Origin of the sequence: Shewanella algidipiscicola, from assembly GCF_900380485.1 — a bacterium.
In the GTDB taxonomy this organism is placed as follows: domain Bacteria; phylum Pseudomonadota; class Gammaproteobacteria; order Enterobacterales; family Shewanellaceae; genus Shewanella; species Shewanella algidipiscicola.
Genome location: NZ_OXJV01000016.1, coordinates 206,134 through 221,416 on the forward strand (window position 1 = coordinate 206,134; position 15,283 = coordinate 221,416).

A 15,283-nucleotide genomic window follows, 5' to 3' on the forward strand; every position below is an offset into this window, starting at 1 on the left:
CACCATTAAATTCCCTACAATCGCTGCAATTCGCTAAAGGCACGGAGAGAAAGATGAGCCAAGCTAGACACTGTAACTTACTAATTTTGGGTTCTGGTCCCGCCGGATATACTGCAGCCGTATATGCTGCCAGAGCTAACTTAAAACCAGTGATGATCACCGGGATGCAGCAAGGTGGTCAATTAACCACCACGACAGAAGTTGAAAACTGGCCTGGTGATGCTGACGATCTTACTGGTCCCGCATTAATGGAGCGGATGCAAAAACACGCAGAGAAGTTCGACACCGAAATCGTATTTGACCATATCAATGAAGTCAATTTACAAGTCCGTCCTTTCCAATTAAAAGGTGACAGTGGCGAATATACTTGTGATGCTCTGATCATCTCAACGGGTGCATCTGCCATGTACTTGGGCCTCGAATCAGAGGAAGCATTTAAAGGTAAGGGAGTTTCGGCCTGTGCAACCTGCGATGGTTTCTTCTACCGTAACCAGAAAGTGGCTGTGATCGGCGGCGGTAATACCGCAGTTGAAGAAGCCCTGTACCTAAGTAATATTGCTTCTGAAGTTCATCTTATCCATCGTCGTGACAGTTTCCGCTCAGAAAAAATCCTAACCAAACGGTTAATGGATAAAGTTGAGAACGGCAACATCATACTTCATCTGGACAATACTTTAGAAGAAGTCGTTGGTGACAACATGGGTGTTACCGGCCTAAAGATGAAGAGTACCAAAGATGGATCAATCACTGAGTTGGAAGTGATGGGTGTTTTTGTTGCAATTGGTCATAAGCCGAATACTGAAATGTTTGCAGGCCAACTCGAAATGAACAACGGTTACATCAAAGTTCAAAGTGGCCTAGAAGGCAATGCAACTCAAACCAGTATTGAGGGGGTATTTGCAGCGGGGGATGTTATGGATCAACATTATCGTCAAGCTATCACATCCGCTGGCACTGGGTGTATGGCGGCGCTCGATGCCGAACGTTATCTTGATGCATTAAAATAAAACTTATCCGTTAATTAAAAAAGCAGGCTTAGCCTGCTTTTTTGTAGTACATAAAGGTATATAAATTATAAATATATCAACGTAAGTGCTTATATTGAGTTAACTTTATGTATTACTCCTCCCTCTGTCCCTCTGCCAATCACTCTGTTTATTAAAAATCATCACTCGTCAACGCCCTATACTTTGATGGGCATACTGTCATCAATAATAAGTGCATTGAAGCTTACTGCTCTAAAGAAGGAAGATATTGTTCCCTAATAACTACTACCAGAAAATTCACAAGTAAGCAGCCCGCTTGTTGTTTTAGTAAAATACACAAATCATTAGCAACTGATATATTAGTGATAAACCATATCAAAAGAGAGTAGTAAAACGCATTAGGGTAAAGATACAAGCAATAAAAAAGGGGCCCAAAGGCCCCTTTTCCAAGCAATACATACTAATTACTTAGCTAATGCTTCTTTTGCTTTTTCAACTAAAGTTGCAAACACAACTTTGTCGAATACAGCGATGTCAGCCAAAATCTTACGATCGATTTCGATAGACGCTTTCTTAAGACCGTTGATGAAACGGCTATAAGACAGACCATTTTGACGAGAAGCCGCATTGATACGTGCAATCCATAATTGACGGAATTGACGTTTCTTTTGACGACGGTCACGGTAAGCATATTGACCAGCTTTAGTTACGGCTTGCTTTGCAACACGGTAAGTACGTGAGCGAGCTCCGTAATAACCTTTGGCTAGTTTTAGTACTTTCTTGTGACGAGCACGAGCGGTTACACCACGCTTAACTCTAGGCATTGTTCTTTACTCCTCTAATTAAGCGTATGGTAGTTGACGTGCGATTGCTGGCACATCAGACTTTGCAACTAAACATTTTGCACGTAAGTGACGTTTACGCTTAGTGCTCTTCTTTGTCAAAATATGACGTAAATGGGCTTGCTTGCGCTTAAAACCGTTAGCGGTTTTCTTAAAACGCTTTTGTACACCCTTGTCTGTTTTCATTTTAGGCATTGCTAAAACTCCGCATTGGGACATTAATAAAACGCAAGGCGAGCAGAATCCCTAAAAGGTCTCTGCTACTTTTCATGGTTGCCTTACTATTTCTTTTTCGGCGCGAGTACCATCACAGCCTGACGTCCTTCCATTTTTGGAAAGGACTCAACAACTGCTATCTCAGCCAAGTCATCTTTAATACGATTCAAAAGATTCATACCAAGACTCTGGTGAGCCATCTCGCGACCACGGAAACGAAGCGTAACTTTCGCTTTGTCGCCGTCATTTAGAAAACGCGTCAGGTTGCGTAGTTTTACCTGATAGTCGTTTTCATCAGTACCGGGACGGAATTTAATTTCCTTCACCTGTATCTGTTTTTGCTTCTTTTTTTGTTCTTTTTGAGCTTTCCCTTTCTCAAAAATGAACTTCCCGTAGTCCATAATACGACATACAGGCGGCTCAGCATTAGGGCTAATCTCTACCAGATCAACACCAGCTTCGTCTGCAAGCTCTTGAGCTTCCTTGAGGCTGACAATACCGATAACTTCACCATCTAACCCACTTAGACGTACTTCTGGTACGCCTACAATGAGTTCGTTAATTCTATTTGCCGCTGCTTTGCGCGCATCTGTTTTTTTGATCTTTATGACCTATTCCTCCAACATATTTAGACTACGGAGCGAAATTTGTTGTTTGACCTTGGCAGCAAAATCTTCGATTCGCATTTTACCCAAGTCAACACCATCTCTGGTTCGCACCGCTACTTCCCTATTTTCCATTTCTTGGTCACCAACGACCAAAAGATAGGGGACACGCCTTAGTGTGTGTTCGCGTATTTTAAAGCCTATCTTCTCATTCCTCAAGTCTTTCGAAGCACGAATTCCCTGATCTTTGAATAAATTGACAACTTCGTCGACATAATTTGATTGTTTGTCGGTAATGTTCATCACAACCGCTTGCACTGGAGCAAGCCAAGTTGGGAATTTACCCGCGTATTCTTCAATCAAAATGCCGAGGAAGCGCTCTAAGGAGCCTAAAATAGCACGATGAATCATCACTGGCGTTTGACGACTATTGTCTTCGGCAACATAAGTTGCACCTAAACGCCCAGGCAGTGCGTAATCGAGCTGCACTGTACCACATTGCCACGCTCTGTCTAAGCAATCATGCAATGTAAATTCAATTTTAGGGCCATAGAAGGCACCTTCGCCAGGCAGAATCTCATATTCGATCTCATTTGCCTGTAATGCGTCCATTAATGCTTGCTCGGCCCTATCCCACATCTCGTCATCGCCGATACGCTTTTCAGGGCGAGTGGACAACTTCACTACGATATCTTTAAAGCCGAATGTTTCATACGTATCGTAAACCATCTTGATACAGGCACTCACTTCCTGCTGCACTTGTTCTTCGGTACAGAAAATATGCGCATCATCTTGAGTAAAACCACGGACGCGCATCAAGCCATGTAATGAGCCTGATGGTTCGTTACGGTGACAGCAGCCAAACTCAGCCATACGTAGCGGAAGATCGCGATATGATTTTAAACCTTGGTTGAAAATCTGCACATGACCCGGGCAGTTCATCGGCTTAACGGCATATTCACGACTTTCAGAATGTGTCGTAAACATGGCTTCAGAATACTTATCCCAATGGCCACTACGTTCCCAAAGCACACGATCCATCATTAAAGGACCTTTCACCTCTTGATAGGTGTATTGCCCTAATTTTTGGCGAATGAACTTTTCTAATTCTAAGAACAGACTCCAACCATCATTGTGCCAAAACACCATTCCTGGTGCTTCTTCTTGCATATGATACAAGTCAAGTTGCTTACCGATTTTACGATGGTCGCGTTTAGCCGCCTCTTCTAGACGAGTAAGATGGGTCTTTAATGCTTTCTTATCAGCCCATGCTGTACCGTAGACACGTTGCAACATTTTATTGTCAGAGTTACCACGCCAATAGGCGCCAGCCACACTCATTAACTTAAAGTGATGACAAAACTTCATGTTCGGCACATGAGGACCACGACACATGTCGATATATTCTTCGTGATGATAAAGTGCTGGCGAATCATCTTTACTGATGTTCTCATCCAAAATTGCCATTTTATACACTTCACCACGCGACTCAAAAGTGTCACGTGCTTCTTGCCAGCTCACTACGCGTTTAATCACTTTATAATCGGTTTTTGCTAGCGCAAGCATGCGTTTTTCTAGTTCGACGATATCATCTTCAGTCAACTTATGTTCGAGATCGATATCATAGTAAAAACCGTTGTCGATCACAGGCCCGATAGCCATCTTGGTTTCTGGCCACATTTGCTTGATGGCATGACCTAATAAATGCGCGCACGAGTGACGTAATATTTCAACGCCCTCTTCATCTTTTGCCGTGATGATAGCGAGTTCAGCATCCGATTCAATCAGATCGCAAGCATCTTTTAGCTCACCATTAACGCGACCTGCGATACAGGCTTTAGCAAGGCCTGGACCGATATCGGCGGCGACATCAAATGTAGATACGGCATGAGCAAACTCGCGCTTGCTACCATCAGGAAGTGTAATTACAGGCATGAAAATTCCTTATCCAGTGGTGACCCCCACGTAGGGCCACTTGGTTATTTAAGTCAAAAGAAATAAGCATCTGAAGAGCAAAACATTACTAAAGTTTTGGGATTCTCCAACGCAGGGCGGTCATTTTAGGGGGCGGAGCCATAAATCGCAAGAGTAATGCCGCCCCGACGCTACTTATTCTCACTAAAAACCACCAATTCGCGACTTAGACTTAATAGGTAGTCACATTAATCTCAGTCACTACTGATCCTTAAGTTCAAGGCTGTTAAGCTTTATTACTGTATTTTATAATAAGCTAGGACGTCATTTAAGATGAATAATTGGGTACTGATTACCGGCGGCGCACAGCGAATTGGCCGTGCAGTCGCACTACATTTACATCAATTGGGCTACAACATCGCACTGCATTACTCACGTTCGAGCTATGATGCAACAGCGGTCTGCGATCAACTTAATGCCACTAGAACAAACTCCTGCCGATTATTCCATGCTGACTTGAGTCAAGCTCAAGAGATAGAGCATCTTATAGACCAAGTTTCACAGCAATGCCCCGCCTTGAAAGTCGTTATCAATAACGCCTCTTTATTCACTGCAGATAGCTCGATTGTCGGTCACAGCGCCTTGACTCGCCTATTGTCGGTAAATTTAATGGCGCCCTATCTTATTGTACAAGGGCTAAAGCGCATATTAACGGATAATCAGGGATGTGTGATTAACTTAATTGATATCCACGCAGACAGGCCATTACTAGGCCATGGACTATACTCAATGTCGAAAGCTGCGTTAAAAATGGCGACCTATTCATTAGCGCAAGAACTTGGCGCAAAAGTGCGTGTAAATGGGGTATCTCCAGGCGCTATACTATGGCCTGAACAAGCCAATGATGCTGCCCAAGAGCAAGTGCTAAAGCAGATCCCACTGCGGCGCTGTGGCACAGTTGACGACATAGCCCACGCAGTTAACTTTTTAATTGATGCGCACTACATTACTGGTCAAGTGATCGCCGTTGATGGTGGTCGCAGTGCAACAGGTTACCAAGGAGCCGACGGATGAGAATTATAGACAAAGTGATCAGCTGCCCCCATTGCGGTCATCATCAGCATATTAACATCGACATCAGCTGTGGCGATCAAGACTATTACGATGATTGCCGCGTATGCTGTAACCCGATCCATATGCGTACTCACGTTGATGCTGCGCAACATAGAGTTGAGTTGTATATTGATTCTGATGATGAACAAGTCTATTAACTCTTAGGGGACTTGCCAGTATCAGCTCAGGCCTCGCAGCTTGATCATAGTGACTGCGGCAAAATGACTATCAGAGTTACCACTATACTCTCTGGATGAGACTCTAGATGAGTGAATTGATTGGCATGTAACGCTAGACGTTAGGCAAAATGTTGGCGTGCTGCCAGTACTCACCCCCAATGCTCAATACCGAATTACTCAGTTAATTTAACGTATTAGCTTAAGCTCAGTGAGATCACTTCAATGACTTCGTATGCGAGACTTCTCCCACGCAAGGTGTTAAATGCCAAAATGTAGGCGCAGCGGCTAGCAAAATGCTGGCCACTGCACGGTTGTAAATGTTGTCCTAGTTGCTCTGCAGTGCAAAACGTTTAGCCAGTACTCGCTCTACTGTATCGACGATCGCTTGCGTTTGACTGTCTATTTCGATATTGAGTCGGTCACCTTGTTTGCATTCACTGAGGTTGGTTAATGCTAAGGTTTCGGGGATGAGATGTAACTTAAAACTGTGCTCAGTCACTTTCCCTACCGTTAGACTACAGCCGTTTACACCGACAAAGCCTTTATAAAGAATATAATTCATCCACTTAGGGGCAACCTCTAACGTGAGGTTAAAATGTTGCTCGGTATGGCTAACCTCAGTAATCAACGCCTGCGTATGCACGTGGCCCGATAGAATATGGCCGCCAATCTCACTACCGAAAGTGAGTGACCGTTCGATATTCACCGGCGAGTCTACGCTTAGGTTTACCAGATTCGTAACGTTTAATGTCTCTTCCATTACATCAAAAAACACCCTATCATCAGCAACCTTAGTCACCGTTAGGCACACGCCATTGGTGGCGACGCTCGCCCCAGTCACTAATCCCTGTATAAGATGTGAAGGGAAAGCGATTTCGATCGTATTGAGTCCATTTTTTTTAGTAATTGCCACAACATTGCATGTGGCTTGAACAATACCTGTAAACATATTTTACTCGCTGTATTAAGGCTTTATCCATGAATCAATTCGGCTTTCAAGCCAAAAAGCTCGTTCAATTAGCGCTGCCAGTGCTTATCGCTCAAGTCACTCAAACCATGATGGGCTTTATCGATACTGTAATGGCAGGTCGAGTCAGTGCGGTCGATATGGCCGCGGTCGCTATCGGGGGAAGCCTTTGGTTACCCGCGCTACTATTTGTGCAAGGCCTGTTGATGGCCTTTACCCCGGTATTTGCCCATCACCATGGTGCGAACGATCAAAAAGCGATTCAACCGATTGCGTTTCAGGCCGCCTATATTGCCATAATTGGTAGCCTTGTGGTTATCTCCTTCCTGTTTTTTGCGCCACAGATCTTTAAATGGATGGGCTTAGAGCCTGAACTCGCTGCGTTAAGTGTAGAGTACCTCTATGGGTTTGCATGGGGTGTACCCGCCTTTGTATTGTACCAAGTCCTACGAGGATGCAGCGAAGGGATCTCTTACACATTACCAACGATGGTCATCGGGTTTGTTGGACTCGCGGTCAATATTCCAGCCAACTATATCTTTATCTACGGTCATTTTGGTGTTCCCGCCATGGGCGGCGCTGGCTGTGGTATCGCGACGGCATTAGTATTTTGGGCCATGTTGATTTCGATGACTATTTATATGCAGCTGCATTCACGTTTCAAGCAGCTGGCGCCGTTCAGTGCATTTCACCTACCGAATTGGTCCACCATCTGGACCATGACCAAACATGGTATGCCGATTGCCATGGCGCTGTTCTTCGAGGTCAGCCTGTTTGCCATTATCGCGCTATTACTCGCCCCTATGGGAGCTAACGTCGTTGCTGGCCACCAGATAGCCCTTAACTTTTCATCGATCGTATTCATGTTGCCACTGTCCATTGGTATTGCCGTATCCATTCGGGTGGGTTATTACCTGGGACAAGAAAAAGAGGTCGTTGCCAAACTGGTGACCAAAGTGGGATTACTCATTGCGTTTTCCTTGGCGATGCTCACCGCAATTATCACGGTCGCCTTTAGAACTCAAATTGCACTCCTTTATAACAATAACCCAGAAGTGGTCACGCTTGCTGGTAGCCTGATGTTTTTAGCCGCCTTGTATCAACTCTCTGATTCGGTGCAAGTCGTAGCTGCTGGTGCATTAAGGGGATATAAAGATACCCGCAGTGCGTTTTACATTACATTAGTGTCTTACTGGGCTATCGGCATGGTATTGGGTTATTTGCTTGCCCAAACGGATCATATTGTGCCAGCAATGGGTGCACATGGCTTTTGGATTGGGCTGATTGCTGGCCTGACTTCGGCGGCGCTGCTATTTGCATTACGCCTTAAGTATATCCAAACACACCGCGCAGCCATTAGTCCGTTATAAAAATTGACGGTGCAGTGCCAAGATGATGGTGATAAGGCCATCATCTTGGAGGATAAAACCACAAGTTGCACAGCAAATCACCGCTTAGCTAAAAAATTACTTTTTTTACTTGCAACAACAGTAAGATCCCCCTTAATATAGCGCTCGTTCGATGGCAACAGCCAGACAACAAACGATACAACCGTAGCTCAGTTGGTTAGAGCACTACCTTGACATGGTAGGGGTCGGTGGTTCGAATCCACTCGGTTGTACCACTTCTTTATTGCGGAAGTAAAATAGCAATAAGCACTGAAAATACGGACGCGGGATGGAGCAGTATGGTAGCTCGTCGGGCTCATAACCCGAAGGTCGTCGGTTCAAATCCGGCTCCCGCAACCAATTTTCAATGGCAATACAACCGTAGCTCAGTTGGTTAGAGCACTACCTTGACATGGTAGGGGTCGGTGGTTCGAATCCACTCGGTTGTACCACTTCTTTTACAGTAGAAATAAAACAACTGTAACGCTTAAAATACGGACGCGGGATGGAGCAGTATGGTAGCTCGTCGGGCTCATAACCCGAAGGTCGTCGGTTCAAATCCGGCTCCCGCAACCAATTTTAAAGTGATAAGCCAGCGAAAGCTGGTTTTTTTGTGTCTAAAATGCCCCAATGCCCTCCTCTAATGACTATCTATATCCTATATCACTCAAATACAAACTTATAAGATCTACAGATAATCAACTGCTTGACTAATCGTAGGACGTATCAATTGTAATCTGACAGCATTGCAATCTGCTTGAGTAGCCATTCTGTCAATCTCCCTTGTCTTCTTTATAATTGATTTAATTAGAGTAATGATCAGCATTATTCATCTAATACCCCATTAATAGCATGGCAGCTGACGACAAAAGTCACTCACCTAGCTCACAGCGCCAGCCCCATATTTAACCAACTAACAGTAATACTTATCCTACTAAAATCTTAGAGAAAAAATAATAAATTGAGTTACACTGCTAAGGGATTAGCGGCAATTGGAGCTCAGCATGAGTCAGCGGACATTACACTCTTTATTTAAGCCAAAATCGGTTGCCATTATTGGTGCATCTAATGGAAAAAAACGAGCTGGTAATGTCGTGATGCGCAACCTTTTATCAGGGGGGTTCTCTGGCCCTATCATGCCCGTTACCCCAAAGTATGAAGCCGTGCTCGGTGTGTTAGCTTACCCCAATATCGAATCATTACCCTTAAAGCCCGATCTCGCGATTATCTGCACCGCCGCCGCCCGCGTACCCGCCATTGTTGAGCGATTGGCTCAATTTGGCTGTAAAGTGGCCATAATTAATGCCTCTGGTATGGCGATGCAAAGCGATGATGAAAGCAATAATTTATTGGCGTTAACCCGCCAATACGCAAAGCGCTATGGTATGCGTTTATTGGGTCCAAACAGTTTAGGCATGATACTCCCCAATTTGGGGCTCAATGCCAGCTTAGCCCACACTAGCGCCCTGCCAGGAAAAATCGCCTTTGTGTCACAATCGGCCGCCATTTGTACCACTGTGCTGGACTGGGCTAATAATAAAGGAATTGGTTTTTCCTCTTTTATCTCTTTAGGTGATGCTACCGATATCGACTTTGACGAATTACTGGATTTTCTCGGCCGAGACTCTCGCACCACAGCCATTTTGCTCTATGTCGACTCTATCAACGAGAAGCGCCACTTTTTATCTGCCGCCAGAGCGGCCGCACGTAATAAACCGATTTTAGTGATCAAATCGGGACGGAGCTTAGAAGGCACCACGGCCGCCAAATTACATACGGGTGGTGTTGGGGGGAATGATGCCGTCTATGAGGCCGCTTTTAGACGTGCGGGTATGTTGAGGGTTAATGACCTAATTGAGTTATTTGCCGCCGTTGAAACCCTAGCCCACTCCTCTGCCTTAGAAGGTGAACGTCTCGCCATCATGACTAACGGCGGTGGGCCTGCGGTACTCGCGCTGGATCAGTTGATGTTAAGCGGCGGCAAAGCCGCGCAGCTTGATCAAGCCTGCATCGATGCCCTCAATGCCTTATTACCCAGCACATGGTCAGGACAAAACCCGGTTGATATTGGCGGTGATGCCGATGCAGAACGCTACACGCAATGTTTAAACATCTTAATGAATGCTGATATTGCCGATGCGATTTTAGTGTTGCACTCGCCGTCAGCGCTGGGTGATAGCGTGGAAATTGCCGAGCGTATAGCGACGTTAATCGCCTCTCACCCTAATCGTAATCGCATCAATGTGCTTACCAATTGGAGTGGCGAAGATTCAGCTTATGCTGGACGCAGATGCTTTAACCGCGCGGGGATCCCAACGTACAGAACATCAGAAGGTGCCGTCGGAGCCTTTATGCATATGGTGGAATACCGCCGCAACCAAAAATTATTACAGGAAGTCCCTCAGTCTATCCCCGATAATATTCCTACCGATGCCGAACTGGCGCGGCAACTCTTAGGCCAAGCCTTAGCTAAACACAAAAAATTGCTCGAGACCCACGAAGCGACGGCGATCATGAGCGCCTATGGCCTTAATACCATCGAAACCCATTTCGCTACTTCGGCCCAGCAGGCTGTTGAACTTGCTGATCAAATAGGCTACCCAGTCGCATTAAAAGTGCAATCACCTGATATTCATCATAAATCAGATGTGCACGGTGTCATACTCAACTTAACGACTCGCAATGAGTTGATGCAAGCAGCCGAGGCCATCATTGGCCGTGTGCATAGCTTAAATCCCGATGCCATTATTGAAGGTATGATAGTGCAAAAAATGGCTCTTACCGCTGGAGCTCAGGAGATCCGGGTGGCGGTCATTAACGACGCTGTGTTTGGTCCGGCAATTTTACTCGGTGAAGGCGGCTCAGAATGGCAACCCAGCACCGATGCCGTAGTTGCCCTGCCCCCGCTGAACATGACCTTAGCACGCTATATGGTGATCCAAGCATTAAAGACCCATAAACTCAAAGACAGACACTTACCCTTGGGGCTCGACATGAATGCCCTGTGCGTGATGTTGACGCAAATTTCTCACCTGATCATCGATTGCCCCGAAATAGCGGGCTTAGATCTCAACCCGGTGCTATGCGCCGGGAAGCAAATCACCCTGCTCGATGTCAACATCCAGCTGCAAGAGGGGGTGATAGATAACAGTAATCGTTTGGCTATCTGCCCATACCCTAAAGAGTTAGAGCAACGCGCTAGATTAAAAAATGGCCTAGAGATCATGCTGCGTCCCATATTGCCAGAAGATGAACCTAAACATCTAGCCTTCGATAATTCCCTTTCTGACGAAGACAGATATAAGCGTTATTTTGGAGTTCGTTCTAAAATGACACACGAAGAGATGGCGGTTTTAACTCAGATCGATTACGCCAGAGAGATGGCGTTTATTGCCACCACCAAAGGCCCTGATGGTGAAGATATCACCTTAGGCGCTGTGCGGGCCTCTATCGATCCTGATAATACCGAAGCCGAGTTTGCTATGGCGGTTCGCAGCGACCATCAGGGGATTGGGTTAGGTAAACTCCTCCTCGAAAAGCTAATTGCCTATTACAAGGCCAATGATACGCAAGTCTTGACCGGATTTACCATGTTTGAAAATCGCAATATGGCGAGCCTAGCGAAAAGCCTTGGCTTTACCGTAACGTTCGATATGGAGGAACGCTTAATCAAGATGGATATGCAATTAAAACCAAGTGAGTAACTGGCTAAAGTAAATCGACAAAGCAGACCAAAGCCACTACGCTAACGACAAAGCTCACTACAACAGCTAATAGCTAGGGTCATAAGATGCTGGCGTTAAATAGCGTAACTTAAGTGGAATTAACGTGCCAAGGTTGTGAAATAGCGTCAAGGCTACTATCAATATAAAGCCTAAATAGATGTAAAGCATTCCACCTTGTAAAGACCTCAGCTTTTAGCCTGTCACCTTTAACGACTTAGCCTTTAACACAGTTACGTCCCGCTGATTTGGCCCGATACAGTGACTCATCAGCACGGATAAAATAGCTGTCTCTATCATCACCGCGGCGTAAACTCGCCACCCCAACAGATACCGTGATAGCCCCAAGGGACAGCTTATTATCTTTACCTATGCTCAACCGTCGCTCTGCAATACGGCTTCGCAATAACTCAGCCACCACCATAGCTCCGGCATGATCGGTATCTGGCAGTAACACCACAAACTCTTCGCCACCATAGCGCGCGACAAAATCTTCGCCTCTAACGCCTTGCTTCAGCGCCAGCGCAATATAAGCTAGCACCTTGTCGCCAACTAAATGGCCATGAAGATCATTAAATTGTTTAAAGTTATCGATATCGATAATCAATAAACTGCTATGGGTATTATGTTGTTTAAAATATTGAATATGACTCAGGAGTTCTTCATCGAATGCACGACGATTGTATAAAGAGGTCAGTTGATCCGTCATTGCTACCAGATTTAAGTTTTGCATCTCAGACTTAAGACCAACAATCTCTTGACTCATCATAGATAGACTTTGCTCCATCTGTTGATTACTCAGCACCACACTACTGACTTCTTGAGCTAGTGCATCGATAAGGCCATCCAAGGTTTTTTGATCTGGAGACAGTGATATATCATTACAAAAATCGCTCAGACTCTGGCCAAACTTAGCGGTACCAGCGGTCATCATAGACAACTTTGACATTAAGCTATTAATCAGTAATTGAGTTTCAACCTGGACGGTTTGAATCACTTCCGGTGATTGTTCTTGGATAAATCGGTTATGCAAACTAGCGTTAATGTCTCGGGTAAAGCTTACCTGATTTGAGAGTAATCCATCTATAGCCCGTTTCAAATCAAGGTTAACCCCACGAAAATACTCATACCATACGGCGTAATTATCGGGTGTAACCGGAATATTGAGTTCGGACATGCGGGGAACGGCATGCCTTAAAATTTTAGCTGAAAGCTCCGTTTCAGAAATATGTTGTGCTAAATTCATTCATTATCGCCATTGATTAGTGACTAAAACACAGAGGAAATACTGAATCTTATAAACAACCGACTTAAGTTGGTGAGTAAGATACCTCTACCATAAACAATTATCCGCATTTTAGCAGCAATCTTGTTACTAGTTTGTTGCGCTTAGACTGTTTTTATCTATATCGACTCTGCAACTTGAAAACAGATCCATTGCTGGAAGATAAAGGCTGTGGTAAGTCCCTATACACTATATGTATTTACGCTATGAATAGCGCCTCATCAAGGCGCCATCTCAGCATAAACCATAGTCTTTATAAGACTTAAACACTACCACAACGCAAATTACTGGCAACAAATTATTTACATTTGATTCAACGCAGCTGATCAGAGCTTATACAGATTAAAATTCGTGGTTCACTCGCTCAAACAAGCCCAATAAACAACGACGCTCATCGTCACTCATTTTCATCGTCAACTGCTTAGTCAATTGATGATGCAATTCATCATGTTGCTGATAAATTACCTCACCAGCTTCGGTTAACGTTACCAATACAGCGCGTCGATCCGTTTGCGGTACTTGCCTCATGACTAAGCCGCTGCGCACCATCTTATCGATCTGCACCGTTAGTGTGCCAGTGGTGATCCCCATTTTTTCAGCTAACTCCTTCATGCGCATTGCTCCGTTAACCCCTAAAATCTCAACCGCATGAATGTGTGATAATGAATGCCCAGTGCCTTTAACTACCGCCAGTTCCCACGAAGAGAGCTTGTCATAAAACTCAATAATTTCATGACTTAATTTACGATGATTAATGTCCATGACCATCAGTCCCTCCCGCTAAAGAATGCGATTCAGCTAAGGTAAACACCTCAATCGTTAAGTGATCGATCCGTTTAAATGAGGCTAGCTTTTGCCTAAAATACTCCACCTCTTTGGGATGTGGGCTAACGATTGAGACCATAGCTGCGTGATGGTTGGCACTCACGGGCCAAACGTGAATGTCGCTTACTCGGTGTTGCTCTTCTTGCTCTACAGCATCAACCATTTGCTGTAAATAGGCTTCATCAATACTGGCATCGAGTAAAATGGGCGCTGTTTGCTTGACTAACCCCCAGGCCCAAAAACTAATAATGACCGCGCCAACAATGCCCATAGTTGGGTCTAACCACTGCCAACCCAAGAACTTGGCAAATAACAGCGCGCCGATGGCCAAAAGTGAAGTAAGCGCATCGGCCATCACATGGAAATAGGCTGCACGCAAGTTATGATCATGCGCTTTGCTTTGTCCCTCGCCGTGATGATGTTTGCTTGCTTGATGTTCATGTTCATGTTCATCAATATGGTGAGTATGTTGATGTCCATGATGATGGTTATGTCCGTGATGATCGTGACTGTGATGATCTTTAAGTAAAAACGCTGAGATCACATTAACGGTTAAGCCAATTAAAGCCACAAATATGGCTTCATTAAAATGGATCTGCTCAGGGTTAAGCAAGCGACTAACCGATTCGACCACCATGAGTAATGCTACCAACCCTAGCGCTATGGCACTGGTAAATCCACCGAGTACCCCAACCTTGCCTGTACCAAAAGCATATCTAGGATCGTCTGCGTATTTTCGGGCATAGTAATAAGCAAATAAGGTGATCATAAACGCAGCCGCATGGGTGCCCATGTGCCACCCATCTGCCAATAACGCCATCGAACCATATACTGTGCCCGCGACAATTTCTGCCACCATGGTCACTAGCGTTAAATACAAGACATAACGGGTATTGCGCTCACCATCGGTGTTTAAACGCACAAATTGGTGGGTATGTTGCCAAGGCTTGGCATTATGATTCGCCATAAGTAAATCTCTCAAAAAGTGACTGACAAATAGTATGTCTTCCGAATATTTTGATTATCAAACTAAATCCATAGCAAGACAAGTCTACCAGTGAGATTTACACTGCCAATCAAAGTAAATTATTGCATGTAAATACTTGGGTTTCGGTTAAGGGGTATGTCATGTAAAAGACGACACCATTATGAGGATCTCACCTCTAGTCTATCAGGGCTGTTGGTGCGTAACCTATTTACCCATAAAAAAACCTCTACTATTGCAGAGGTTTTTTATGGGT

At 44.8% G+C, this 15,283-nt stretch carries 13 protein-coding genes and 4 tRNA genes; 9 read left to right on the forward strand and 8 right to left on the reverse strand.

Features of this window, described 5'->3' with window-relative positions; all coding sequences use genetic code 11:
• Positions 1-53 precede the first annotated feature (53 nt).
• Positions 54-1,007: a thioredoxin-disulfide reductase gene (gene trxB, locus DN599_RS11220; protein WP_110457700.1), complete on the forward strand. Its 954-nt coding sequence runs from the start codon at positions 54-56 to the stop codon at positions 1,005-1,007.
• Between the two features lie 443 nt (positions 1,008-1,450).
• Here trxB and rplT read toward each other — a convergent pair whose 3' ends face one another.
• The 4 genes from rplT to thrS form a co-directional block, all read right to left on the reverse strand.
• Complete coding sequence (rplT, locus tag DN599_RS11225; RefSeq protein ID WP_011865827.1) at positions 1,451-1,810, reverse strand: 50S ribosomal protein L20; 360 nt, start codon at positions 1,808-1,810, stop codon at positions 1,451-1,453.
• An 18-nt stretch (positions 1,811-1,828) separates the two neighbouring features.
• Entirely contained in the window at positions 1,829-2,023 is a 195-nt protein-coding gene (rpmI, locus tag DN599_RS11230) for a 50S ribosomal protein L35 (protein ID WP_011865828.1), read from the reverse strand.
• An 86-nt stretch (positions 2,024-2,109) separates the two neighbouring features.
• Positions 2,110-2,652 (reverse strand): translation initiation factor IF-3, encoded by a 543-nt coding sequence (gene infC / locus DN599_RS11235; RefSeq protein ID WP_110457701.1) that lies wholly within the window; start codon positions 2,650-2,652, stop codon positions 2,110-2,112.
• Positions 2,653-2,655: 3 nt separating this feature from the next.
• A complete protein-coding gene (thrS, locus tag DN599_RS11240) occupies positions 2,656-4,584 on the reverse strand; it encodes a threonine--tRNA ligase (RefSeq protein ID WP_110457702.1) in 1,929 nt (642 codons plus the stop codon).
• 312 nt (positions 4,585-4,896) lie between these two features.
• Between thrS and DN599_RS11245 the strand changes: the two genes are divergently transcribed.
• Together DN599_RS11245 and DN599_RS11250 are read left to right on the forward strand one after the other, a co-directional pair.
• On the forward strand, positions 4,897-5,637 hold the full coding sequence (locus DN599_RS11245; RefSeq protein WP_110457703.1) for an SDR family oxidoreductase: 741 nt from the start codon (positions 4,897-4,899) through the stop codon (positions 5,635-5,637).
• Positions 5,634-5,834 carry a CPXCG motif-containing cysteine-rich protein gene (locus DN599_RS11250; protein WP_110457704.1) on the forward strand — a complete coding sequence of 67 codons (201 nt, stop codon included), beginning with the start codon at positions 5,634-5,636 and terminating at the stop codon, positions 5,832-5,834. The genes DN599_RS11245 and DN599_RS11250 overlap by 4 nt, the downstream gene beginning before the upstream one ends.
• A 346-nt stretch (positions 5,835-6,180) precedes the next feature.
• Here DN599_RS11250 and DN599_RS11255 read toward each other — a convergent pair whose 3' ends face one another.
• Complete coding sequence (locus tag DN599_RS11255; protein ID WP_110457705.1) at positions 6,181-6,804, reverse strand: riboflavin synthase subunit alpha; 624 nt, start codon at positions 6,802-6,804, stop codon at positions 6,181-6,183.
• A 29-nt stretch (positions 6,805-6,833) separates the two neighbouring features.
• Here DN599_RS11255 and DN599_RS11260 point away from each other — a divergent pair, with 29 nt between their 5' ends.
• The 6 genes from DN599_RS11260 to DN599_RS11285 all read left to right on the forward strand — a co-directional run bounded on the left by DN599_RS11260 (position 6,834) and on the right by DN599_RS11285 (position 11,914).
• A complete protein-coding gene (locus DN599_RS11260; protein WP_110457706.1) occupies positions 6,834-8,192 on the forward strand; it encodes an MATE family efflux transporter in 1,359 nt (452 codons plus the stop codon).
• A 177-nt stretch (positions 8,193-8,369) separates the two neighbouring features.
• Positions 8,370-8,446 (forward strand) — tRNA-Val (locus DN599_RS11265).
• 47 nt (positions 8,447-8,493) lie between these two features.
• Positions 8,494-8,570, forward strand: a tRNA-Met gene (locus DN599_RS11270).
• Between the two features lie 15 nt (positions 8,571-8,585).
• Positions 8,586-8,662, forward strand: a tRNA-Val gene (locus DN599_RS11275).
• Positions 8,663-8,709: 47 nt separating this feature from the next.
• Positions 8,710-8,786 (forward strand) — tRNA-Met (locus DN599_RS11280).
• A gap of 428 nt (positions 8,787-9,214) precedes the next feature.
• Entirely contained in the window at positions 9,215-11,914 is a 2,700-nt protein-coding gene (locus DN599_RS11285) for a bifunctional acetate--CoA ligase family protein/GNAT family N-acetyltransferase (protein WP_110457707.1), read from the forward strand.
• A gap of 235 nt (positions 11,915-12,149) precedes the next feature.
• Here the strand turns inward: DN599_RS11285 and DN599_RS11290 are convergent, their stop codons facing one another.
• From DN599_RS11290 to dmeF, 3 genes are all read right to left on the reverse strand, one after another.
• Positions 12,150-13,178 (reverse strand): GGDEF domain-containing protein, encoded by a 1,029-nt coding sequence (locus DN599_RS11290; protein WP_110457708.1) that lies wholly within the window; start codon positions 13,176-13,178, stop codon positions 12,150-12,152.
• Between the two features lie 381 nt (positions 13,179-13,559).
• On the reverse strand, positions 13,560-13,979 hold the full coding sequence (locus DN599_RS11295; protein ID WP_110457709.1) for a MarR family winged helix-turn-helix transcriptional regulator: 420 nt from the start codon (positions 13,977-13,979) through the stop codon (positions 13,560-13,562).
• Positions 13,969-15,009 carry a CDF family Co(II)/Ni(II) efflux transporter DmeF gene (gene dmeF, locus DN599_RS11300; RefSeq protein ID WP_110457710.1) on the reverse strand — a complete coding sequence of 347 codons (1,041 nt, stop codon included), beginning with the start codon at positions 15,007-15,009 and terminating at the stop codon, positions 13,969-13,971. Before dmeF ends, DN599_RS11295 begins: the two co-directional genes overlap by 11 nt.
• Positions 15,010-15,283 lie beyond the last annotated feature (274 nt).

Excerpts from the sequence above, each read along its gene's own strand:
- trxB (WP_110457700.1), top strand. The coding sequence starts at position 54 with ATGAGCCAAGCTAGACACTGTAACTTACTAATTTTGGGTTCTGGTCCC.
- rplT (WP_011865827.1), bottom strand. The coding sequence starts at position 1,810 with ATGCCTAGAGTTAAGCGTGGTGTAACCGCTCGTGCTCGTCACAAGAAA.
- rpmI (WP_011865828.1), bottom strand. The coding sequence starts at position 2,023 with ATGCCTAAAATGAAAACAGACAAGGGTGTACAAAAGCGTTTTAAGAAA.
- thrS (WP_110457702.1), bottom strand. The coding sequence starts at position 4,584 with ATGCCTGTAATTACACTTCCTGATGGTAGCAAGCGCGAGTTTGCTCAT.
- DN599_RS11245 (WP_110457703.1), top strand. The coding sequence starts at position 4,897 with ATGAATAATTGGGTACTGATTACCGGCGGCGCACAGCGAATTGGCCGT.
- DN599_RS11250 (WP_110457704.1), top strand. The coding sequence starts at position 5,634 with ATGAGAATTATAGACAAAGTGATCAGCTGCCCCCATTGCGGTCATCAT.
- DN599_RS11255 (WP_110457705.1), bottom strand. The coding sequence starts at position 6,804 with ATGTTTACAGGTATTGTTCAAGCCACATGCAATGTTGTGGCAATTACT.
- DN599_RS11260 (WP_110457706.1), top strand. The coding sequence starts at position 6,834 with ATGAATCAATTCGGCTTTCAAGCCAAAAAGCTCGTTCAATTAGCGCTG.
- DN599_RS11285 (WP_110457707.1), top strand. The coding sequence starts at position 9,215 with ATGAGTCAGCGGACATTACACTCTTTATTTAAGCCAAAATCGGTTGCC.
- DN599_RS11290 (WP_110457708.1), bottom strand. The coding sequence starts at position 13,178 with ATGAATTTAGCACAACATATTTCTGAAACGGAGCTTTCAGCTAAAATT.
- DN599_RS11295 (WP_110457709.1), bottom strand. The coding sequence starts at position 13,979 with ATGGACATTAATCATCGTAAATTAAGTCATGAAATTATTGAGTTTTAT.
- dmeF (WP_110457710.1), bottom strand. The coding sequence starts at position 15,009 with ATGGCGAATCATAATGCCAAGCCTTGGCAACATACCCACCAATTTGTG.